This window comes from Serratia marcescens, assembly GCF_029846115.1.
Lineage (GTDB): Bacteria > Pseudomonadota > Gammaproteobacteria > Enterobacterales > Enterobacteriaceae > Serratia > Serratia marcescens_L.
In genome coordinates, this window is record NZ_JARVZZ010000001.1 from 1,522,951 (window position 1) to 1,543,419 (window position 20,469).

A 20,469-nucleotide genomic window follows, 5' to 3' on the forward strand; every position below is an offset into this window, starting at 1 on the left:
GGCTTAAGACCACCGTGTTTATAACAATAATTTTTTCGGGCAGGGGTAATAATGAGAAAAAATACAACGCCAATATTCATTGGCGGCGTCTTGCTGTCGGCGTTATCCGCTGGCGCACAGGCCGAGATCACCATTCTGGATAAAAACCCGCAAAGCAATGTGTTGCTGGCGCCGCTCAGTGTAAAAGTGGGCGGCAGCATTCGCCCCGAGTGGATCTTCAATAACGGCCCTGAGCCGGGCTATGACAAAAACGGCCACGACGGCGGCACGCGTTTTCGCTTCAGCGGCGACTATGCGCTGACGCAGGACACCTCGATCATCGGCTATTACGAGTGGGGCGTCGATCTGGCGCACGCGCTCAGCTGGGACGGGCACTATAACGAAGACGGCAAGCGCGACTATCAGCGCCAGCTGTACGCCGGTTTCAAAGACGATCGTTACGGCACCCTGACCTACGGCCATCAATACGGCATCTATTATTCGGTGGTCGGCATCAAAAGCGACGTCTGGGATAACGATGGCCATGCGGGCGGCACCGGCATCGGTATTTCCGGCGACTACGACGGCGGCAATAAACCGAAAAACAGCATCAAGTACACCAATGATTTCGGGCCGGTAACGCTGTACGCCAACTATTTATTGCCGGAAGACGATCTGCACACCGCGGATAACCTGATTTATCGCCGCAAGGGCGGTGGCGGGTTGGGCTTCGATTACAAGGTGACGAAAGATTTTACCTTCAGCGCGGCCTACAGTTATACCGACGCGAAGATCAAAGACAATCTGTACAGCGAAAAGGATTATCACCAGCAGCTGTCCGGCACCGCGTTAACCTGGCAGCCGAACAACTGGTACATCGTCGGCACCGCCAGCTATTACAAAGACTATGTGCCGAGCACCCGCCAGCGCACGCTGTCGCACTTCTTCGCCGGTGACGGCTACGGGCTGGAAGGCTTTGTCGGTTACACCTTCAATATCGACAAGCCGTTCCTCAAATCGATCCAGCCTTACGTGGCGGCGGACTCGCTGCGGCTGAAGGGTGACGAGGCGTATCACGCCAACCACGTTTACCTCGGCGCGGGCACCACCATCGGTTACGGTCTGTCGGTGTATGTGGAGCGCACGCTGGCCAACAGCAGCGACAACGAGCCGGACTCCACCTGGATTACGGTGTTCTACGACTTCTGATTCTCACCTGCTTCAAGCCGGCGCCTGCGCCGGCTTTTTCACATGGTGATTGCGCCGCCCAGGGTCTCTCCAGAGGCGTTGCGCTCCGCCAGGTAGCGCGCCGGCGGTTTGCCTACCGCCTTTCTGAACATGGTGACGAAGCCGCTGGCGCTCTCGTAGCCCAGATCCAGCGCCACCGTCTGTACGCTCTCGCCCTGCGTCAGGCGCTGCAGCGCCAGCATCACGTGCAGCTGGCGCCGCCAGTGGCCGAAGCTCATGCCCATCTGCTGTTGCAAGGTGCGGCTGAGGGAGCGCTCGCTCATGCCGATGCGCTGCGCCCACTGCCCGAGGGTGGATTTGTCCGCCGGGCTGCTCAGCATGCCTTCGGTCAACTGCCGAATGCGCGCGTCGTCGGACACCGGCAGGTGCAGATTCTCGATCGGCGCGGCCGCCAGCTGGTCCAGCAGTACCGCAGTCAGGCGCCCCTCGGCGCCCTGTTCGTCGTAGAGCGGCTCGAAGGTGCTGGCCTGCAGCAGCAGCTCGCGCAGCAGCGGCGAGACCGACAGCGTGCAGCAGTTTTGCGGCAGACCGGCGGCGGCATGTTGATCGACGAACAGGCAGTAGGCTTCGGTGGAGCCGGCGCCTTGGGCGTTGTGCAACACGTTGCCCGGCATCCACAGCGCGCACTGCGGCGGCACCAGCCACAGCCCGTTTTCCACTTCGCAGCGGATCATGCCGCGTACCGTATAGATCAACTGCGCCTTCTGGTGGCGGTGCGGCTCGACTTCCCAATCCTGCTCAAGGGTCGAACCTTGCAGGGCAAACAGCGGACGCGGCACCTGATCGATATCCAGACAGTGACGGGGGATCTGTACTTTCATGAGAACAATTCTCAATTTGGCGGAATTGAAAAGTATTATGTCCTGATTGCGCAATGTGGTCTAGCGCCGGTGCCGATAAAGTAAGCGCCAGTCCTAAACCATTTCGTGAGGAAACTGATTATGTCATTGGATACCGCCGATTTTCCGCTGGTATGGATGCGCCAAAACGGGCGCGATACCCAGGCCGAGCTGGCCGAATTCAGCGCGCTGCTGGCGCGCGCCGAACCCTTTGTCCTGATGACCGACCGCAGCGTCGGCGATGAAGAACAAGAACATGACCGCGATGCCCGCACCCAGGTCGCGCTGTGGAAGCGCGATAACCGCGAGGCGCTGAAGCTGTGGGTGAAAGGCATGATCATGCTGGAACCGGACGACGCCAAACGCGCGGCGGCGGAAGAATTCGCCGAATACGGCGCCAAGTTCTGGGGCTATCCGGTGCTGGTGGCCGCCGATGAAGCCGCAGGGCGGGTATTGGCGCAGACGTTATTGTTAAAATAAGGGGAATACCATGCACCAGCAACAGGTGATTGAACAGCTGCTGGCCTGGATCGAGCAGAGCCTGGATCAGCCGCTGACGCTGGACGACATTGCCGCCAAGTCCGGCTACTCCAAGTGGCATTTGCAGCGAATGTTCAAGCAGCATACCGGCCATATTCTCGGCACTTACGCCCGTCGCAGAAGGCTGACCGCCGCCGCGCGCGAACTGCGCCTGACCGGCACCAGCGTGGCCTGCATCGCCGATACTTACCAGTTCGATTCGCAGCAGACCTTCACCCGTTGCTTCCGCAAGCAGTTCGGTCTGCCGCCGGCCAGCTATCGCCGCAGCCAGGATTGGTCGAGCTACGGTCTGCAGCCGCCGCTGCGGCTGACCGAAACGCCGTTGCCGCAGGCCGATATCGTGACGCTGCCCGCCATGCAGCTGGTGGGCAACACCCAGCGTCGCAGCTTTACGCTGGGGCAGCTGGCGGCTTCCAAGTGCGAGCTGCGCCGCCACGCCTGGCGGCAACTGCTGCAGCCGCAGGCGCTGCCGGAGGTGGTATACGGCCTCACCAGTCTGGAGGTTGACAGGCAACGCCGGGGTAACCCGCGCATGGCCTATACCGCCGCTCTGCCGGACGAAGGGGCGATGGGGGAGCGGGTGACTATCGAACAGGGGGAGTATGCCCGTTTCACCTATCAAGGGCAGGCGGAAGGGTTACAAAACTTTATCGCGCGGCTGTATGACACCGCGATGCCGCAGATGAACGCCGTCCGCCGGCCGGGGCAGGATATCGAGCGTTTCTACCCAGCGCAGGAGGGCAGCTGCCCGCTTGGCGGCGCGGCGATCCGCTGCGAGTATCTGATCCCTATCCGGCGGGTGGAAGCGTTGGCCGCCGCCGGTTAGGCGGCGGTTCTCGCAAAAAATCGCCATCATGGCGCGTCAGGTTACAAAAAATTGCGATATTACATCGGTAATGGTTCACACTTTGATTGATGTGCACATATAATGCGCATCCGGTCAAATCCCCCTGGCTTTTCAGGCCGCAGCGCCGTTGGCTGCCGGCTGAAATTCATCGGGGCAAGGTGGCCGTAGAAACCGATATCCCTAATCGCCAGTGGCCTTGACCAACACGAAGATGAAAATGAGCATTCGCGCGTTATTAACCCTGTTTACGGCACTGGTTGCATTCAGCCAGGCTGCCTTCGCCGTCGTCTACCCGCTGCCGCCAAAAGACAGCCGTTTGGTGGGCGAGAATATCCAAATCACCGTACCGGAAGACAGCAAACTGCCGCTGGAAAGCTTTGCCGCCCAGTATCAGATGGGGCTGAGCAACATGCTGGAGGCCAACCCGGGCGTGGATCCGTTCCTGCCAAAGGCCGGCAGCACCCTGACCATTCCGCAGCAGTTGATCCTGCCGGACGCGCCGCGTGAAGGCATCATCATCAACAGCGCCGAGATGCGTCTGTACTACTACCCGAAAGGGTCCAACACCGTGGTGGTGCTGCCGATCGGCATCGGCCAGCTGGGTAAAGACACCCCGCTGAACTGGACCACCACCGTGCAGCGCAAGAAAGACGGCCCGACCTGGACGCCGACCGCCAAGATGCGCGCCGAATACGCGGCCGACGGTGAAATCCTGCCTGCGGTGTTCCCGGCCGGCCCGGACAACCCGATGGGGCTGTATGCGCTGTATGTCGGCCGCCTGTACGCCATCCACGGCACCAACGCCAACTTCGGCATCGGCCTGCGCGTGAGCCACGGCTGCGTGCGTCTGCGCGCCGACGACATCAAGTACCTGTTCGATAACGTGCCGGTCGGCACCCGCGTGCAGTTCATCAACGAACCGATGAAAGCCACCGTCGAACCGGACGGCTCGCGCTACGTGGAAGTGCACAACCCGCTGTCGGCCAACGAAGAGCAGCTGCAATCGAAAGATCCGGTGCCGCTGACCATTTCCGCGCCGGTCGGCAAAGTGCTGATGGACGCCGGCGTCAACCAGAGCGAAGTGGACGCGGCGATCAAAGCCCGTTCCGGTATGCCGGTGAAAGTGAACTGATTGCCTCCGGCCTCAGTGAAAATGCCAAGAAGACGCCTGCGGGCGTCTTTTTTTATGCCCGTAAAACATGCAAAACATGCTGTTGCGTGTGCGTGCGCAATGATGCCCTCAACGTTGCACAGCAAGAAATCATGATGCGCGCCATCATGCAAATCGGGTTTCTCATGGTGGTCATCATCGACGTTTGAGGTGATGCTGACGGGAAGGAATGCTCTGGAAAAGCATTTCACTAAGTGCTATGTTTTTACGGGAAACTCATCGCAATGCGTACATTTAAAACTCGCTGGTTTAGCAAGAAGGCTCAGGCGCACGGCATTACCGATAAGGCATTATGTCGGGCGGTACACGATGTACAACGGGGTTTGGCTGTGGATTTAGGCGGTGGTGTATTTAAAAAACGTCTTAATCACAATCGGGACCGCGCGTTGGTATTAGCGAAAAACGGTCGGCATTGGGTGTATGTTTTTTTGTTTGCCAAGCAGGTCCAGGCCAATATCTCTGGGGCGGAATTGCAAGCTTTTCGCAAGTTGGCGGTGCATTTTGGCGCGTTGAGCGACGAAATGCTCCAATCCTTGGTCGTGAAGAACGAATGGATGGAGATTTGCCATGAAGAAGGAAAAAACGTTTCGGAGTCCGGCCTTTGAGGCGATTCACAGCGCGGCTGAAGGATTGCATCGTACTGGCGCCATTTCTCTGGAAACCCTACGTAGTTTCGACGAGTCTTGCCTTGCTCCGGTCGAGATGTTGCAGCCCCAGGAGATCAAAGCGTTGCGCGAGCAGTTACGTTTAAGCCAACCGGTTTTTGCCCGTTATCTGAATACCAGCGTGTCGACCGTACAGAAATGGGAAACGGGGGTGAAGCGGCCGGGGGGCGTGTCGCTTAAGCTGCTTTCGATCGTACGCAAGCACGGGCTTGAGGTCTTGTTGTAGTGACCGTTTGGGCTGTCACTATTATCACATTATCCCCTCTGGCTTTGATTCTCTGAAATGCCCGCATCGCAATTATTCCAATAAAAACTATCGCTAATTAATAAGTTATATCTTCTCCGTTATCGCCTGCCATTGAAAAAATTCTCGCAAAAAATCCACACTGTGAAAATAAGATCACACAAGCGTAACAAAAGGTAAACAAACCCCTCCTATATTGGCTGCTTCGCTTTTGGGAGGGAGTGTCATGCGTAACTGGAACGAACCGAAAAAGAATAAAGCGCACATCGAGCTGATCCCGATGATCGACGTGATGATGTTTTTATTGGTGTTTTTCGTCTTGATTAGCCTGAACGTCATTCCGGCGCTCGGGCTGAAAACGCAGCTGCCGTCTGCCGGCAGCGCGCAGCAGCTGAAACCGCAGAAGAAAGCGATCATCACGCTGGGGGCCGACGAACAGCTGCAGCTGGATGGCCAACCGATCGCGCTCGGCGCGTTGGTCAACACGCTGAAGCAACAGCAGCAGGCTAACCAGACCACCACCATCATCGTCAACAGCGACAAGGGCGTGGCGGTTGAGCGGCTGGTGGCGGTCATGGACAACCTGCGCCAGGGCGGTTTCTTTTCCGTCTCCATCGCGACACGGAAGCTGTGACATGTATCTGCTCTATCGCTCACGTCATCTTTTCAGCTGGCTGCCGGCGCTGATTGTCGCCGGTTGCCTGCTGTTCGCCAGCCAGCAGGCGGCGCTGAAGATCCAACCGCGCTACGACGAAACCGCCATCGAACTGGCGCTGGTGGAGCCTGAACCGGCGCCTGAACCCCAACCGGAAACGCCGCCGGAACCCCTGCCCGAACCGCCGCCGCCCGAGCCGGAGCCACTCCCCGAACCGGTGGTGCCGGCGCCGGAGCCGATCGTAGAAGCCAAGCCGGTGCCGAAACCGCAGCCGAAACCCAAACCCAAACCGGTGAAAGAGAAAGCCAAACCGGTAGAGAAGCCTAAACCGACGCCGGCGCCTGCCGCCCCGCGTGCGCTGGTCAGCAAACCGGCGGCGCAGCCCGCACCGGCCGCCCCGGCTGCGCCGAAGGTGAACGCACAGGCGATTGAAAACGGCTATCTGCTGGCCTTGCGCCGCGAGCTGGAACAGCGCAAGCGCTACCCCAGCGGGCGCCAGGCTTCGCTCGAGCGCCCGCAGGGCAACGTCGAAGTGTGGCTGGAAGTCGATCGCAGCGGGCGGGTGCTCTCTTCCGGCATCGCCAACAAAGCCGCCAGCATGTTGCTGAACCGCGCGGCGATGAGCAGCCTGCAAAGCATCAGTTCAGTAAAGCCGTTCCCGAGCGAGGCATTCGCCGGGCAAACAACCAAAAGATTTACCGCAACGTTCAATTATCAGGCGCCTTAGCGCAAGGGTTAATCGTTTGATTTTTATGGGATGCACACAATGAAATCGTTTAATCGTTCTGGGATCTATCTGGCGGTGATGTCGGCGATGCTGCCGGGCACCGCGCTGGCGGCCGACGCCACCGATGTCGGCACCATCAGCGTCAAGGGGCAGTCGCTCGGCGGCGGCATGATGGTGCAGGATGACAGCGCCAAGGCGCGCTCCACCGTCACCAAAGAGGCGATGGAAAAAATGCCGGCGGCGGGCAACGCCATCGATAAGCTGAAATACACGCCGGGCCTGAACGTCAACAGCAACGACGCCAGTGGCCTGAGCGGCGTGGACTACACCATGCGCGGTATGAACTCGGATCAGATCGGCCTGTCGATGGACGGCATTCCGATCAACGACTCCGGCAACTACGCGGTGTACCCGAACCTGCTGGGCGATGCGGAAAACCTGGAGGAGGTGTTCGTCACCCAGGGCTCCTCCGAAGCGGATGGCCCGCACATCGGTTCCAGCGGCGGCAACATTGGCCTGGTGACGCGCCGCCCGGCGAAAGACTTCGGCGGTTTCCTCAAGCAGACGCTGGGCAGCAATAACCTGAGCAAAACCTTTGCCCGCCTGGAGACCGGCGAGTACAACGGCTTCAGCAACTGGATATCTTATTCGCACACCGAGGCGAAGAAATGGCGCGGTGAAGGGCGCCTGTACTCCGACAAGTTCGAAATGAACTCGCTGTACGAAGACGGCAACGGCAACAGCAGCAACCTGATCATGAAGTACAACCGCCAGAACAACACCAACTACAACACCCTGAGCAAGGCGCAGTTCCAAAACGATGGCCGTGATACCGACTACGCCACCACGCCGGAGTACAACAGCAAAGGGCAGTTGAACAAGTACTACAAGATCGAGCGCAACCCGTTCGAAACCTTCACTCTGTCGTTCAGCCAGAAGCTGCAGTTGCGCGACAACCTGTCGCTGACTCTGCAACCGTATTACTACTGGGGCAACGGCGGCAGCTTCAACGGCCAGACGGCGTCGGTGCTGTCCAGCACCTCCAGCAAGGCCGGGCAGTATGACCTCAGCAATCTGCAGTCCAATACCTATTACCGCCCGTCGTGGACCCAAACCTGGCGGCCGGGTATCACTACCAAGCTGAAGTGGGACATCAACGATCAGCACAGCCTGGACATCGGTTACTGGTACGAGCGCGCGCGCCAGCTGCAGACCCAACCGTTCATCAGCATCAAAGATGATGGCAATCCGGCGCAAATCTCGGGTAAACCGGGCGGTTCCGATCAGGTGAAGGACGCCAACGGCAATACGGTGCAGGGGCGCAATCAGTACACCATCACCCCGGCGCAGAAGGTGTGGCTGCAGGATACCTGGTTCGCCACGCCGGACTGGACCTTCGTCGGTGGGTTAGCCTATCAATACGTTGAGCGCAAGGGACAGCGGTACGGCAGCCTGACCGAGCGGCCGGACAGCAAAAACGCCACTTACCATGAGTTCCTGCCGAACTTCAGCGCCAGTTATAAGGTGAATCAGGAAAATCAGGTGTTCTACAACCTGACGCGCAACATGCGCACGCCGCCGAACTACGTGCTGTACAACGCCGGAGACTCGCTCAGCACCAAGCCGGAACTGAGTTGGAACCATGAATTGGGCTGGCGTTTCCAGCAGGAAGACATGCTGCTGAGCGCCACGCTGTTCTACATGCGTTACAGCGATCGCCAAATCTCCACCACCAACTCGTCGGGCGACTACGAGATGATGAACATCGGCAACGTGGAGAACAAAGGGCTGGAGCTGGAGTGGAGCGGCCAGTTGCCGCATAACTTCAACTACTACACCTCTTATACCTACACCGAATCGAAGCAGAAGAGCGACATCGTCAGCAACGGGTTGCCACTGCCGACCTCCGGCAAAGAGGTGCCGAACGTGCCGAAAAACCTGCTGAACATGACGCTGGGTTATGACGACGGGCGGTATTACGGCAGCGTCAGCGGCAAGTACGTCAGTTCGTTCTACGGCGATCTGACTAACGACGAGAAGATCGGCGGCCGGACGGTGTTCGATCTGGCGGCGGGCGTGCATCTGCCGGTGGACAAGAAAATCGTCAAGAGCGCCGCGCTGCGTTTTGGCATCAGCAACCTGTTTGACAAGGAATACCTGACCTCGGCGCGCACCACCACCTTCAACGCGGCGCCTTACGGCGGCGTGAAGGCCAGCACGCCGTATTACAACGTCGGCGAAGAACGCACCTTCAGCGTCTCGTTGGAAGCCACCTTTTAACTGAATACCCCGTCGCCTGCCGGGCGGCGGGGAAGAGGAACTCTGTATGGACGCCAATCTGTTGCACGACATTATTTTCTACGTGATGTACGCCGCGCTGGCGATTGCGCTGGTGATCATCATCGAACGCACGCTGTACTTCGCCTACACCCAACGCCAGGCGCGCAAGCTGGAGCAGGCGCTGACGCCGGACGTGCGCCGCACCGCCGATCTGCCGGACGAGCTGACCCAGCGCAACAGCCTACCGATGGCGGTGATCGCGCCGGTGCTGGCGCAGAAACACCACGCCGGCGACCGTGAGGCGATCGGCGATCTGATCGACGCCCAGTACCTGCTGAGCAAGCCGCCGATGGCGCGCGGCCTGTGGCTGCTGGAAACCGTGGTCACCGCCGCGCCGCTGCTGGGGCTGCTCGGCACCGTGATGGGGATCATCGAAACCTTCAAGGCGCTGGCCGCCTCGGGGGTGTCCGAGCCGAGCCTGGTGTCGGCCGGGATGGGCACCGCGCTGTACGCCACTGGCCTCGGCATCGCCATCGCGCTGCTGTGCCTGGTGGCCAACAACTTCCTGCAGAGCCGCATGGAGCGCATCAACGAACTGCTGAAGGTGCTGTTGATCCGCGCCGGCCAACCGGCCAGCCGCCCGGAGAGCGGCAGCGGTGAACAATGGGTTGACAGCGGGGCGCCGCGCTATGCCTAATGGCCATCCAGTACGGCGGCCGCTCGGCCGCCTTTATACGGCATTGTGGGGCGGTTGTTTATTGATGTTGAGCCAGAGCGCTGCGGCGCGTTTTGCTATTCCCGGCTATGAGTTGGTGTACACCGCGCCGGTGGAAACCGCGCTGCAGGCCGACGACCTGCGCAACACCGCCGAGGTGTGGCGCGAGATGTTCGACGCGGCGAAAACCCGCATCGATCTGGGGCAGTTCTACGTGGCGAATCAGGACGGTTCGCTGCTGGACGGCGTGCTGCAGCACCTGAAGGCGGCCGGCGAACGCGGGGTGAAAATTCGCTTTTTGGTGGAAGAGAAGGGCCTTCGCATTTCTACCGCCGAGACGCTGGAACAGCTGAAGGCGATCCCCAATCTGGAGCTGCGCATCATTCCTTATCAGAAGCTGAGCGGCGGCATTCTGCATGCCAAATATCTGCTGGTGGACGGCGAGCAGGCGTTCGTCGGCAGCCAGAACTTCGACTGGCGCGCGTTGGAGCACATTCACGAAACAGGGCTGCGCATCAGCGACGTCAAGGTGGTGGGGCAGATCCAGGCGATCTTCGAGCAGGATTGGCGGGCGCAGGCGCTGCTGGCGCAGGATAAGCCGGTGCCGGCGCTGCCCGATTCGCCGACGACGGCGCAGCCGCAGGGCAACTATCTGGTGGCCAGCCCGCGCGCCTACAATCCGGAGGGGGTGATTGACTCGCAGGCCGAGTTGCCGCGTCTGCTGGCCGACGCCAAACGGCGAGTGCGGGTGCAGGTGATGGACTACGCGCCGCTGTCGTTCGGCCCGGAGCGCAGTCGCCCCTTCTACGCGGTGATCGACAACGCGCTGCGCAGCGCGGCGGCGCGCGGGGTGCAGATCGAACTGATGGTGGCCAACTGGAACACCAAAAAGCCGGATATCGCCTGGCTGAAGAGCCTGGCGCTGGTGCCGAACGTGCAGATCAAAGTGGTGACCATTCCACCGGCCAGCAGTGGCTTCATTCCGTTTGCCCGGGTGATCCACAGCAAGCTGATGACCATCGACGATGAGATTGCCTGGGTGGGCACCAGCAACTGGACCGGCGGCTATCTGGACAACTCGCGCAATCTGGAGCTGGTGATGCGCAGCGCGGCGATGAGCGGGCGGTTGGACCAGCTGTACCAACAGCTGTGGAACAGCGTCTACGCCGAACCGTTGCGGCTGGATTACGACTACCCGACGCCCAAGCCGGGCGGCGAATCCTGATAAGCAGGGCGCGGTTAACCCCCGCGCCCTGATTTTTTTACCGCCGCCAGCCGGTTTTCTCCAGCGCCCTCACCAGCTGTTCGGCGCTTAACCCTTCCGCCCGGTGGCCGTTGCCGCTGACGGTATTGGCCGCCAGCAGCGCATTGACGATCGCTTCCTCCACCGCTTCCGCCGCCGCGGCGAACAGCGCCGAAATGTAGTCGTTGTTCACCATGCGCAGCGGCGTGGTGAAGGCGCCTTTATTGGCGTAGTCGGCGGGCGGCAGGCCGTCGTTGCCGGTGGCGAAGGCGATGAAAATGTCGCCGCTCGAGTCCTCGGTGCCGCCGCCGGTGCGGGCGATGCCGATGCTGGCGCGCTGCGCCAGCCGCGCACACTGGTGCGGCAGCAGCGGTGCATCGGTCGCCAGCGCCACCACGATGGAGCCCATGCCGGGATGCGGCAACTGCGGCGTGAACGGCGAGGGGAGATGCCCCAGATGCCGGCCTACCGGGTAACCGCCGACCAGCAGCGACTCGCGCTTGCCGTGGTTGGCCTGCACGATGGCGCCCACCGTCCAGCCGCCCTGATCGGCGGGCAAACGGCGCGATGCGGTGCCGCTGCCGCCTTTGAATTCATGGCAGATCATGCCGCTGCCGCCGCCGACCGCGCCTTCCTGCGGCAAGCCGCCCTGGGCCGCCTGTTGCGCCTGGCGCACGTGCTCGGCCTTGACGTGAAAGCCGTTGATGTCGTTGAGCAGGCCGTCGAAGGTTTCCATCACTACCGGCATATTCCAGTACACCGCGTGGTCGCCCGCGGGCAGCGTTTCACGCTCCAGCGCGATCAGCGCATCGCGCACCACGCCCACGCTGTGGGTATTGGTGAAGGCGATTGGGCTGGTCAGCAGGCCCGCTTCGCGCACCCATTCCAGGCCGGTGGCGTCGCCGTTGCCATTCAGCACGTGCACGCCGGCAAAGCAGGGGGCGTGGCGGGCGGAGCCGGGGCGCGGTTCGATCAGCGTCACGCCGGTGCGCACGCTGCGCCCGTCCGCTAAATCGGCATGAATGCTGGCATGGCCGACGCGCACGCCGGGCACGTCGGTGATGGCGTTCAGCGGGCCGGGCGTGCCCTGTCCGATGATAATGCCCAGATCCTGAGCGCGCTGCGTCATGGTTATTCTCCTTCTATTGAGGGGGCGGCGAGGGGCGCCGCCTGGCGGCCGCGCAGATGGTTCAGCGCCAGCCCGAAGCCGATGATGCCGGCAATGATAATAAAGTCTTTCAGGCTGCTGGCGATCAAAATCGTCCACAGCACGTACAGGCAGCACAGCAGCGCCACCACCACCGGCAGCGGCCACAGCGGCATCAGGTACGGGTGGTGGAAGTGGCGGCGACGGCGGCTGATCAGCGCCGCCACCGCCATGATGATGTACACCAGCAGCAGCAGGATCACGGTGAACGAGGTCAGCGATTCGAGATCGGAGCAAAACGCCAGCAGCGCCGAGGGCACGCCGAACAGCAGGGTAGCGATCCAGGGGGTGCCGAAGCGCGGGTGGATGATTTTCAGCGCCCGGTTAAACGTCGGCAGCCAGAAACCGTCGCGCCCGCTGGCAAACATCATGCGGCTAAACTGCGCCACGATGGCGATGATGGCGTTGAACACCGACAGATAAATCGCGCCGCTTACCACCCGCGCCAGCGTCGGGCCGCCGAGCTCGGTGACCACATAGCCGACCGGATCGGCCTGTTTGGCCATCTCCGTCAGCGACGGCGAGCCGAGCAGCAGGGCGGTGAACGGCACCAGTTCCACCAGCACCACGATGACCAGCGTCAGCATGATCGCGACCGCCATCGGCCTGCCCTGTTCGCGCATGTCTTCCGCCATGTACACCGCCGCGCCGTAGCCGTTGTAGGAGAACAGCGCGACCCCGACCATGGCGACGATCAGCGGCAGCGATACCGGCGCCAGGCTACCTTGCGCGTCCAGCATCACCGGCGCGGTGAGGATCTCCGTGCTCTGATGCGGGTGGCTGAAGCCGAGCCAGGCGATCAGCGCCAGCACCGCCACTTCCACCACCAGAAAGGCGCCGGTCAGCAGGGCGTTGGCCTTGATGTTGAAAATGGCGCAGATGCCGCCGACCAGCACGGTGAGCATGCCGGCGGTCGAGGCGTCGAACTGGGTGCCCAGCGCGGTGTTCAGGTAGGGCACCGCGCCGGTCGCCAGCACCGCCGGCACGAACAGCGAGGCGCTGAGGATAAACAGGTAGGTCTGCAACCCGCACAGGGTGCCGAACAGGCGCTTGATGATGCTGTACTCACCGCCGGCGCTGGGGTGTGCGGCGCCGAGCTCGGCATAGCACAGCGCGATGGCGGCGGCGACGCAGGCGGCGATCAGAAACGACAGAAAGGCGCCGCTGCCGGCGCTGGCGATCGCCAGCGGCGCGATGACGAAGATGGAGCTGGCCGGCGTCACGCCGGACGCGGTGATCATCACCACGTCGAGGACGCTGAGATTGCCTTTGAAGGTGTGTTCAGGGGCGGACTCTTTCATTGGGAACTACTCCATTAACGCTTGGGTGAATTGTTGTTGTCGCCAGAAGGGCGACTCTGTTGTCCTGCGTAAAGATGAAATGGAGCGCGTGGAAATACCGGGGAAGCGAACTTCCCCGGAAGGGACTTTTCGTTATGCTGGGATTACCCCTGTCCCGACGGGAAGCTGAAGCTGGCGCGCCGGGCATCGCCGGAGGCCGGCCAGCGCTGGGTCACGGTCTTGCGTTTGGTGTAGAACCTGACCGCGTCCGGGCCGTAGGCGTGCAGATCGCCGAACAGCGAGCGTTTCCAGCCGCCGAACGAGTGGTAGGCCACCGGCACTGGCAGCGCCACGTTGATCCCCACCATGCCGACCTGAATGCGGCTGGAGAAGTAGCGCGCCGCTTCGCCGTCGCGGGTGAACAGGCAGGTGCCGTTGCCGTATTCGTGGGCGTCGATCAAGGCCATCGCCTCCGGCAGCGACGCCGCGCGCACCACGCCGAGCACCGGGCCGAAGATCTCCTCCTGATAGATTCGCATGCCGGGCGTCACGCGATCGAACAGCGTCGGGCCGAGGAAATACCCCTGGCTGGGGCGGCCGTCGGCGCCGATCACGCTCAGTTCGCGGCCGTCCACCAGCAGCTCGGCGCCTTCGGCCACGCCCTGATCGATATAGCCTTTGACCTTCTGATAATGCTGTTGGGTCACCAGCGGCCCCATGTCGTTGCGGTTGTCGCTGCCGGGGCCGACGCGCATGGCGGCCATCTGTTTCCGTAGCCCGGCGATCAGCGCTTCAGCGGTGCCGTCGCCCACCGCCACCACCAGCGGGATGGCCATGCAACGCTGGCCGCAGGAGCCGAAGGCGGCGCCCATCAGCGCGCCGACCGCGCCGGGGATATCGGCGTCCGGCAGCACCACCGCGTGGTTCTTGGCGCCGCCCAACGCCTGCACCCGTTTGTTCTGCGCGCAGCCGGTGTGATAGATGTGTTCCGCCACCGGCGTCGAACCGACGAAGCTTATCGCTTTGACGCGCCCGTCATGCAGCAGCGTCTCCACCGCTTCGCGATCGCCGTTGACCACGTTGAGCACCCCCGGCGGCAGCCCGGCTTCCGCCGCCAGCCGTGCGATATACAGCGCGGCGGAAGGCACGCGCTCGGAAGGCTTCAGCACGAAGGTGTTGCCGCACGCCACCGCCATCGGCCACATCCACAGCGGCACCATCGCCGGGAAGTTGAACGGCGTGATGCCCGCCACCACCCCCAGCGGTTGAAACTCGCTCCAGCTGTCGATGCCCGGGCCGGCCTCTTTGCTGTGTTCGCCCTTCAGCAGCTCCGGCACATAGCCGGCATATTCGATATTCTCGATGCCGCGCTGCAGTTCGCCCAGGGCGTCGCTGAGCACCTTGCCGTGCTCGGCGGTGATCAGTTGGCAGATGGCGTCGGCGTGCTGCTCCAGCAGATCCTTGAGCTTCATCATGATGCGCGCGCGCTTCAGCGGCGGGGTGTCGCGCCAGGCGGGATAGGCCTGTTCGGCGGCGGCAATGGCGCGCTCCACCGTGGCGCGGTCGGCCAGCTGCACCTCCTGCGCCGATTGGCCGGTGGCCGGGTCGTAAACCGGCTGGCTGCGTTCGCCGCCGGCGGCGGGCTCGCCGTTGATCCAATGGGTAATGGTCATGGTTCTCTCCTTATTCGGTGGCGTTGAGGGCGTCGCCCACGGCGTTGATCAGCGCATCGATCTGCGCTTCGCTGCTGATGAACGGCGGCGCCAGCTGCAGGGTGTCGCCGCCGTAGCGCACGTAAAACCCGCTTTCCCAGCAGCGCATCGCCGCCTCGAAGGGGCGCCGCGCCGGTTCGCCGGGCCGTGCCGCCAGCGTAATGCCGGCCGCCAGGCCGATGTTGCGAATGTCGGCGACGTGTTTGGCTCCCTGCAGGCTGTGCACCGCGCGCTCGAAGTAGGGCGCCAGCGCCTGTACGCGCTCCACCATCTGTTCGCGCTGCAGGATGTCCAGCGTCGCCAGCGCGACCGCGCAGCTGACCGGGTGGGCGGAGTAGGTGTAGCCGTGCGGGAATTCGAGCTGGTAGTCCGGCTCGCCGCCGTTCATGAAGGTGTGGTAGATCTCCGGCCGCACCACCACCGCGCCCATCGGCTGCGCGCCGTTGGTCACCTGTTTGGCGATGTTCATGATGTCCGGTGTGACGCCGAACGCCTCGGCGCCGGTCATCGCGCCGCAGCGGCCGAAGGCGGTGATCACTTCGTCGAAGATCAGCAGGATGTCATGCTGGGTACAGATCTCGCGCAGGCGCTGCAGGTAGCCGACCGGCGGCACGATCACCCCGGCGGAGCCGGAGAAGGGTTCGACGATCACCGCAGCGATCGTTGAGGCGTCGCGCAGCGCGATGATGCGGTTGAGCTCTTCCGCCAGCTCTGCCCCCTGTTGCGGCATGCCGCGCGAAAAGGCGTTGCCGGCCAGCAGGGTGTGCGGCAGGTGGTCCGCCTCGGCGCCTGCGCCGAACGTCTTGCGGTTGCCGGCGATGCCGCCGACCGAGATACCGCCGAAGTTAACGCCGTGATAGCCCTTTTCCCGGCCGATAAAGCAGGTTTTGCCCGCCTGGCCTTTGGCGCGCCAGTAAGCGCGCGCCATTTTCAGCGAGGTGTCCGCCGCTTCCGATCCGGAGCCGGTGAAGAACACGTAATCCAACCCTGCCGGCGTCAGTGTCTTGATCTTGTTGGCCAGTTCGAACGACAGCGGGTGGCCGAATTGAAACGCCGGCGAGTAATCCAGCGTCGCCAGCTGGCGCTGGGCGGCGTCGGTGATTTCCTGCCGGCCGTGCCCCAATCCGCAACACCATAATCCGGACAGGCCGTCGAAAATCTTTCTGCCGTCATGGCTGGTGTAATACGCCCCCGCGGCTTGAGTAATGATGCGCGGCTGCGCTTTAAAATTACGGTTACCGGTAAAAGGCATCCAATGGGCCTCTAACCCTTCGGCATCGAGACTATTTAGCGGGTGATTTTCAGCGGCCATGTTTTCCTCCGAACAGGAAAATAAGAGCGATTAATGAAATAAACCGAGTTGTTAACGAATTGTTGTGCGAAATTGACTATGTACCGCTTGTTCTCTACTGTGAATAATCATATGTCGAAACTTACTTAAGGTTTTATGCAAGTAAAAAAGCGCGCGCTGTTAGGGCAATTGTCGGATATGGATCTGCGTTTGCTGCGGGTATTCAAGGCCGTGGTCGACTGCGGCGGCATGAGCGCCGCCGAACTGGAGCTGAACATCAGCCTGTCGACCATCAGCAAGCACATCAAGGATCTGGAGCAGCGGCTGGGTCTGACGCTGTGTCAGCGCGGGCGTGAGGGCTTTGCAGTCACTGATGAGGGGCTGTTGATCTACCAGGAAACCGTCAACCTGCTGGCGGCCACCGAGGCGTTCCGGCGCGGGGTGGACGAGGTGCACCAGCGCATGGGTGGGCAGCTGCACGTGGCGATCTTCGACCATACGGTCAGCAATCCGCAGGCGCAGATCGGCCGGGCCATCGCGTTATTCAGCGAGCGTGCGCCGGAGGTTTCTTTGCAAATGTACGTGGAGCCGATTAATACCATTGAACGCGGCGTCATTGACGGACAATTTCAGGTTGGCGTTATTCCCATGCATCGCAGCGCGGAAAGTTTATCTTATCATTCGTTATTCAGTGAGAGGATGTTCTTATATTGCGGCGCGCAGCATGAATTATTTTCCGCCCCCCATGAAACGTTAAATTGGGATCTGCTGCACAATTATGCCTTCGCCGGATTAGGCTACCATTCGCCGAATATGGAACTGAGCCTGCAGCAACATTTGCATCGCAAGGCGACGGGGTTCGCGCAGGAGTCGATCGCCACGCTGATCCTGTCCGGCAAATACGTCGGCTTTTTGCCGGATCACTACGCGGCGTTTTTCGTGGCGCAGAACCTGATGCGGGCGATCAAACCGGCGCTGTTCCGCTATCACTGCGAATACTCCAGCGTGCTGCGCCGCTCGCCGGTGCCGCAGCGGGTGGTGAAGCTGTTCCATGAGTGCCTGCTGGCGGCCCACGGAATGGAATGAGGATTATTCCCTGAACGCGATGCCGTGCCAAAAATCCTCGACCAGTTGTTCAATGCGATCTGGGGTTTCCCGGGTATTTTGGGAGACAATCGCATCGACAATTTTATGGCTTTGCAGCGACAATAATTGAGCGGCAGTAATGCCGTGTGAACTTTGTTGCAGAAGTGCGGCAATATCGAGACCAAGCAGAAATGCACCCATTCTCTCCAGATCCGTGCCCAGGTCTTCCTCTTCAAGCGGGGCGTCCCAAATGCGTTCTTCTTCAATATTGCCATATTCGCTAATGATGGTGAAAAGGTCGATGGCGTCCTTCCCGTTCCCATGTCCGCGGGCTTGCCAGGCGAAAATTTTTAGCATGGCTAATCCCGGTAAAGAGCAAAACGGCAGTTCAGCACCGTTAAACAAGCGCACGACGACCGTATGCTCAAAGGCTTCCCGGAAGCCGTCGACATTCATGACTATCGCTCGGTCGGGAGGCCAGGCGATTTTATTCTCTTCCGCTACGCCGCCGAACGGAATGATATCCAAGTGGTTTTCCGCCCAGATCAAATGGTGCGGGTTGCCTTTTGTGGTTGTTGCGCCTTCGGCGATGAAAGCCGTCTGCAGGTCCGTAAACGACGACCAATCATCGACAAAGATGGCGATATCAATGTCGCTGGTCCTGCGCCCCGGCCTTCGGCCATGGATATGATGTATCAGCACTTCGCGTGCCGTTGCGCCCGCAACGAAGAAAGCCACATTTTGCTGCGCGCAAACGGTGACAATTTGCGTGAGCAGCCTTTCAGTCTCTGAAGAGAGCGCTATCTGTAAGACCAAGGTATTTGTCATTTATCATCCTGGCGACTTCGAGATTACGGCTATCTCGGCTGGCGAGTAATTCAGCGATGCTGAGCATGGCCTGAGAACGTAGGGTGAGTTTCAGCGTCTCACCCCAAAATGCACCGGTCATTTGCAGCCCGCCATGTTGCTGAGGAAGCATACCCAGCTCTTTTCTACGTTGCTGCAATGGGGTGTGGGTAAACAGCATCAGGGTCTCGGGGTAAAGATAACCTTCGGTTAGCAGCGCCGCGGCCGCTTCTCCTCCCCAAATCTCGTTTGGCTTCAACGTCAGGTCTTGCCAGTTTGTTGGTGCTACCAGATTTAGCCTTTTTAACTTTGGTCGGATCATGACTGCATATTCACGCAGCCAAAGCGCCGTCAGCGATTCAGGTGACAATAATCTGCGTCCGCTTTTCGATTTGCGGTAATAGCGCTGACTTTCCAGATACTCGAATGCCTTACTGACCATCCCCAGTGAGATGCCCGCAGCGGCGGAGAGTTCGCGATAGGTTGCATTGATCGCCTGTTCGTCGTTTAACAACACCAGCAGCAGTTTTAGTGTTCCTTCACTGATTCTGGCTGCACTATTATCACTATTAGTGAGGGATTTAACCGGCTTTTTGCCGGAAATACGCAGAAACAGCCCTTTAGTAACGATGCTGGCATTACCGGCGGCATCAATAAAATTGAGACGCAGTTCTTCACAAATCTCGGCTTGAGCGGCGGTTAGGTGAGGGCAGATAAGCAGACGTTGGTCTGTTGCATCGTCGTGCCATGCTTTTTTCAGCAAAAAGAGATTTTCTTTCCGGTGAATCGATTTTATCTCTATCTTGAAGTCAAAGGTTTGATCGCGTCCGACAGTCAGGATTGCCAGACCGTCGTAGCCCTCATTGTTCAAAGAGCGTTTCACCGTCAGGTGCAGGTTGGTCGGCAAATTCGCGCTTACTGCTGTCAAAAGTGCATCTTCGGTTCCTGGTTTATACATTTGTTCATACTCTCCTTTTGTTCATGAGTCGTGAACGAATTAATACTATGAACAAAAGTGGTGTGCTGCAAGTGATTACTCGACAGGTGAGGAAGGATGATTACCGAATTGGCCAAGAATGAACAGGGACGAGATTTTGCCGTTGGCGATCTGCACGGCTGCCTGGATGAGTTACGTGTGCTGCTTGAGCATGTCGGGTTCGACACACGCCGTGATCGTCTGGTTGCCGTGGGTGACTTAATCGATCGTGGCACGAACAGTTTGGGGTGTCTGACATTACTTGAGCAGCCCTGGTTTTTTTCTGTATTGGGCAATCATGAGAAAGTGCTGCTTGATTATAGGCAAGCGACCGAGAGCCAACGGCAAAGTGAGATCGCTCAGAGATGGAAGATGATGGGCGGGGATTGGTTTTTTGAACTGGACGATGCGATGCGGTACCGCTGCCAGCAGCTAGCCATGATGCTCCCTTGGGTGATTAAACTCACCGTCGCTCAAGTCGATTATTGCGTGATTCATGCTGAGGTGCCTCCTGAAATAGATTGCCTCGAAACGTTCCTTACAGGGTTGCAATCTGGAGACCCGGTGAGTACGCATAGCTGTCTTTTTGGGCGCCGGCGTAACCGTGCCAAATACGATGGGCCAATAATGAATGTCGGTTATGTACTGTGCGGGCATACGCCAAGTGAAGGTGCACGCCAATTGGGCAATATGTGCAACCTGGATTATGGCGCGTTTGATATCGCCAACCGTGGGGCGCTTTGCCTGCTCGAACTGGGAACACACCGCCGCTATTTGTTGAGAAAAGACGGTATTGTCGAGCAGGCAGTTGATGCTGCTTGTTGTTGAAAAGTCGCTTACTGCTCTTTCTTCTTGCCGAAGATTCTGATCAGCGCGCCGACCAGGATGCCGACCGCGATGCCGGCGAAGATCCAGCCG

General features: G+C 60.3%; 20 protein-coding genes. 13 read left to right on the forward strand and 7 right to left on the reverse strand.

What is annotated here, in order from left to right:
* Positions 1-51: 51 nt before the first annotated feature.
* Entirely contained in the window at positions 52-1,188 is a 1,137-nt protein-coding gene (locus QDT79_RS07010; protein ID WP_060440835.1) for a porin, read from the forward strand.
* Positions 1,189-1,226: 38 nt separating this feature from the next.
* On the opposite strand, the gene QDT79_RS07015 is transcribed toward QDT79_RS07010, so the two are convergent.
* Complete coding sequence (locus tag QDT79_RS07015) at positions 1,227-2,048, reverse strand: AraC family transcriptional regulator (RefSeq protein WP_019453262.1); 822 nt, start codon at positions 2,046-2,048, stop codon at positions 1,227-1,229.
* A 120-nt stretch (positions 2,049-2,168) separates the two neighbouring features.
* On the opposite strand from QDT79_RS07015, the gene QDT79_RS07020 reads away from it, so the two are divergent.
* The 10 genes from QDT79_RS07020 to QDT79_RS07065 all read left to right on the forward strand — a co-directional run bounded on the left by QDT79_RS07020 (position 2,169) and on the right by QDT79_RS07065 (position 11,135).
* Entirely contained in the window at positions 2,169-2,546 is a 378-nt protein-coding gene (locus QDT79_RS07020; RefSeq protein ID WP_049202336.1) for a hypothetical protein, read from the forward strand.
* Positions 2,547-2,556: 10 nt separating this feature from the next.
* Complete coding sequence (locus QDT79_RS07025) at positions 2,557-3,432, forward strand: helix-turn-helix domain-containing protein (RefSeq protein WP_308316341.1); 876 nt, start codon at positions 2,557-2,559, stop codon at positions 3,430-3,432.
* A 232-nt stretch (positions 3,433-3,664) separates the two neighbouring features.
* Positions 3,665-4,585, forward strand: coding sequence for a L,D-transpeptidase family protein (locus QDT79_RS07030; protein WP_063991649.1), 921 nt, complete (start codon positions 3,665-3,667; stop codon positions 4,583-4,585).
* 263 nt (positions 4,586-4,848) lie between these two features.
* Positions 4,849-5,229, forward strand: a complete 381-nt coding sequence (locus QDT79_RS07035) for a type II toxin-antitoxin system RelE/ParE family toxin (RefSeq protein ID WP_033641319.1) — start codon at positions 4,849-4,851, stop codon at positions 5,227-5,229.
* Entirely contained in the window at positions 5,192-5,515 is a 324-nt protein-coding gene (locus tag QDT79_RS07040) for a helix-turn-helix domain-containing protein (RefSeq protein WP_063991520.1), read from the forward strand. Before QDT79_RS07035 ends, QDT79_RS07040 begins: the two co-directional genes overlap by 38 nt.
* 244 nt (positions 5,516-5,759) lie before the next feature.
* Complete coding sequence (locus QDT79_RS07045; protein ID WP_033636945.1) at positions 5,760-6,167, forward strand: ExbD/TolR family protein; 408 nt, start codon at positions 5,760-5,762, stop codon at positions 6,165-6,167.
* A 1-nt stretch (position 6,168) separates the two neighbouring features.
* Positions 6,169-6,915 carry an energy transducer TonB family protein gene (locus tag QDT79_RS07050; protein WP_107226698.1) on the forward strand — a complete coding sequence of 249 codons (747 nt, stop codon included), beginning with the start codon at positions 6,169-6,171 and terminating at the stop codon, positions 6,913-6,915.
* A gap of 39 nt (positions 6,916-6,954) precedes the next feature.
* On the forward strand, positions 6,955-9,195 hold the full coding sequence (locus QDT79_RS07055; protein ID WP_308316342.1) for a TonB-dependent receptor family protein: 2,241 nt from the start codon (positions 6,955-6,957) through the stop codon (positions 9,193-9,195).
* Positions 9,196-9,241: 46 nt separating this feature from the next.
* Positions 9,242-9,892 carry a MotA/TolQ/ExbB proton channel family protein gene (locus tag QDT79_RS07060; protein ID WP_107226700.1) on the forward strand — a complete coding sequence of 217 codons (651 nt, stop codon included), beginning with the start codon at positions 9,242-9,244 and terminating at the stop codon, positions 9,890-9,892.
* Positions 9,885-11,135, forward strand: a complete 1,251-nt coding sequence (locus QDT79_RS07065; RefSeq protein WP_308316343.1) for a phospholipase D-like domain-containing protein — start codon at positions 9,885-9,887, stop codon at positions 11,133-11,135. Before QDT79_RS07060 ends, QDT79_RS07065 begins: the two co-directional genes overlap by 8 nt.
* A 37-nt stretch (positions 11,136-11,172) precedes the next feature.
* Here QDT79_RS07065 and QDT79_RS07070 read toward each other — a convergent pair whose 3' ends face one another.
* The 4 genes from QDT79_RS07070 to aptA form a co-directional block, all read right to left on the reverse strand.
* Positions 11,173-12,282, reverse strand: a complete 1,110-nt coding sequence (locus tag QDT79_RS07070; protein ID WP_130018706.1) for a DmpA family aminopeptidase — start codon at positions 12,280-12,282, stop codon at positions 11,173-11,175.
* 2 nt (positions 12,283-12,284) lie between these two features.
* A complete protein-coding gene (locus tag QDT79_RS07075; protein ID WP_063991514.1) occupies positions 12,285-13,661 on the reverse strand; it encodes an APC family permease in 1,377 nt (458 codons plus the stop codon).
* A 143-nt stretch (positions 13,662-13,804) separates the two neighbouring features.
* A complete protein-coding gene (locus QDT79_RS07080) occupies positions 13,805-15,313 on the reverse strand; it encodes a CoA-acylating methylmalonate-semialdehyde dehydrogenase (protein WP_107226703.1) in 1,509 nt (502 codons plus the stop codon).
* A gap of 10 nt (positions 15,314-15,323) precedes the next feature.
* Complete coding sequence (gene aptA, locus QDT79_RS07085; protein ID WP_308316344.1) at positions 15,324-16,664, reverse strand: omega-aminotransferase AptA; 1,341 nt, start codon at positions 16,662-16,664, stop codon at positions 15,324-15,326.
* A 135-nt stretch (positions 16,665-16,799) separates the two neighbouring features.
* On the opposite strand from aptA, the gene QDT79_RS07090 reads away from it, so the two are divergent.
* Entirely contained in the window at positions 16,800-17,729 is a 930-nt protein-coding gene (locus QDT79_RS07090; protein WP_063991511.1) for a LysR family transcriptional regulator, read from the forward strand.
* A 3-nt stretch (positions 17,730-17,732) separates the two neighbouring features.
* Here QDT79_RS07090 and QDT79_RS07095 read toward each other — a convergent pair whose 3' ends face one another.
* Positions 17,733-18,557 (reverse strand): nucleotidyl transferase AbiEii/AbiGii toxin family protein, encoded by an 825-nt coding sequence (locus QDT79_RS07095; protein WP_063991510.1) that lies wholly within the window; start codon positions 18,555-18,557, stop codon positions 17,733-17,735.
* Positions 18,511-19,533 carry a type IV toxin-antitoxin system AbiEi family antitoxin gene (locus QDT79_RS07100; RefSeq protein ID WP_308316345.1) on the reverse strand — a complete coding sequence of 341 codons (1,023 nt, stop codon included), beginning with the start codon at positions 19,531-19,533 and terminating at the stop codon, positions 18,511-18,513. The genes QDT79_RS07095 and QDT79_RS07100 overlap by 47 nt, the downstream gene beginning before the upstream one ends.
* A gap of 96 nt (positions 19,534-19,629) precedes the next feature.
* Here QDT79_RS07100 and QDT79_RS07105 point away from each other — a divergent pair, with 96 nt between their 5' ends.
* A complete protein-coding gene (locus QDT79_RS07105) occupies positions 19,630-20,379 on the forward strand; it encodes a metallophosphoesterase (protein WP_308316346.1) in 750 nt (249 codons plus the stop codon).
* The last annotated feature ends 90 nt before the right edge of the window (positions 20,380-20,469 follow it).

Excerpts from the sequence above, each read along its gene's own strand:
- QDT79_RS07020 (WP_049202336.1), top strand. The coding sequence starts at position 2,169 with ATGTCATTGGATACCGCCGATTTTCCGCTGGTATGGATGCGCCAAAAC.
- QDT79_RS07095 (WP_063991510.1), bottom strand. The coding sequence starts at position 18,557 with ATGACAAATACCTTGGTCTTACAGATAGCGCTCTCTTCAGAGACTGAA.
- QDT79_RS07075 (WP_063991514.1), bottom strand. The coding sequence starts at position 13,661 with ATGAAAGAGTCCGCCCCTGAACACACCTTCAAAGGCAATCTCAGCGTC.
- QDT79_RS07050 (WP_107226698.1), top strand. The coding sequence starts at position 6,169 with ATGTATCTGCTCTATCGCTCACGTCATCTTTTCAGCTGGCTGCCGGCG.
- QDT79_RS07045 (WP_033636945.1), top strand. The coding sequence starts at position 5,760 with ATGCGTAACTGGAACGAACCGAAAAAGAATAAAGCGCACATCGAGCTG.
- QDT79_RS07025 (WP_308316341.1), top strand. The coding sequence starts at position 2,557 with ATGCACCAGCAACAGGTGATTGAACAGCTGCTGGCCTGGATCGAGCAG.
- QDT79_RS07030 (WP_063991649.1), top strand. The coding sequence starts at position 3,665 with ATGAAAATGAGCATTCGCGCGTTATTAACCCTGTTTACGGCACTGGTT.
- QDT79_RS07010 (WP_060440835.1), top strand. The coding sequence starts at position 52 with ATGAGAAAAAATACAACGCCAATATTCATTGGCGGCGTCTTGCTGTCG.
- QDT79_RS07100 (WP_308316345.1), bottom strand. The coding sequence starts at position 19,533 with ATGTATAAACCAGGAACCGAAGATGCACTTTTGACAGCAGTAAGCGCG.
- QDT79_RS07015 (WP_019453262.1), bottom strand. The coding sequence starts at position 2,048 with ATGAAAGTACAGATCCCCCGTCACTGTCTGGATATCGATCAGGTGCCG.
- QDT79_RS07035 (WP_033641319.1), top strand. The coding sequence starts at position 4,849 with ATGCGTACATTTAAAACTCGCTGGTTTAGCAAGAAGGCTCAGGCGCAC.
- QDT79_RS07055 (WP_308316342.1), top strand. The coding sequence starts at position 6,955 with ATGAAATCGTTTAATCGTTCTGGGATCTATCTGGCGGTGATGTCGGCG.
- QDT79_RS07105 (WP_308316346.1), top strand. The coding sequence starts at position 19,630 with ATGATTACCGAATTGGCCAAGAATGAACAGGGACGAGATTTTGCCGTT.
- QDT79_RS07040 (WP_063991520.1), top strand. The coding sequence starts at position 5,192 with ATGAAGAAGGAAAAAACGTTTCGGAGTCCGGCCTTTGAGGCGATTCAC.
- QDT79_RS07090 (WP_063991511.1), top strand. The coding sequence starts at position 16,800 with ATGCAAGTAAAAAAGCGCGCGCTGTTAGGGCAATTGTCGGATATGGAT.
- QDT79_RS07060 (WP_107226700.1), top strand. The coding sequence starts at position 9,242 with ATGGACGCCAATCTGTTGCACGACATTATTTTCTACGTGATGTACGCC.
- QDT79_RS07070 (WP_130018706.1), bottom strand. The coding sequence starts at position 12,282 with ATGACGCAGCGCGCTCAGGATCTGGGCATTATCATCGGACAGGGCACG.
- QDT79_RS07065 (WP_308316343.1), top strand. The coding sequence starts at position 9,885 with ATGCCTAATGGCCATCCAGTACGGCGGCCGCTCGGCCGCCTTTATACG.
- aptA (WP_308316344.1), bottom strand. The coding sequence starts at position 16,664 with ATGGCCGCTGAAAATCACCCGCTAAATAGTCTCGATGCCGAAGGGTTA.
- QDT79_RS07080 (WP_107226703.1), bottom strand. The coding sequence starts at position 15,313 with ATGACCATTACCCATTGGATCAACGGCGAGCCCGCCGCCGGCGGCGAA.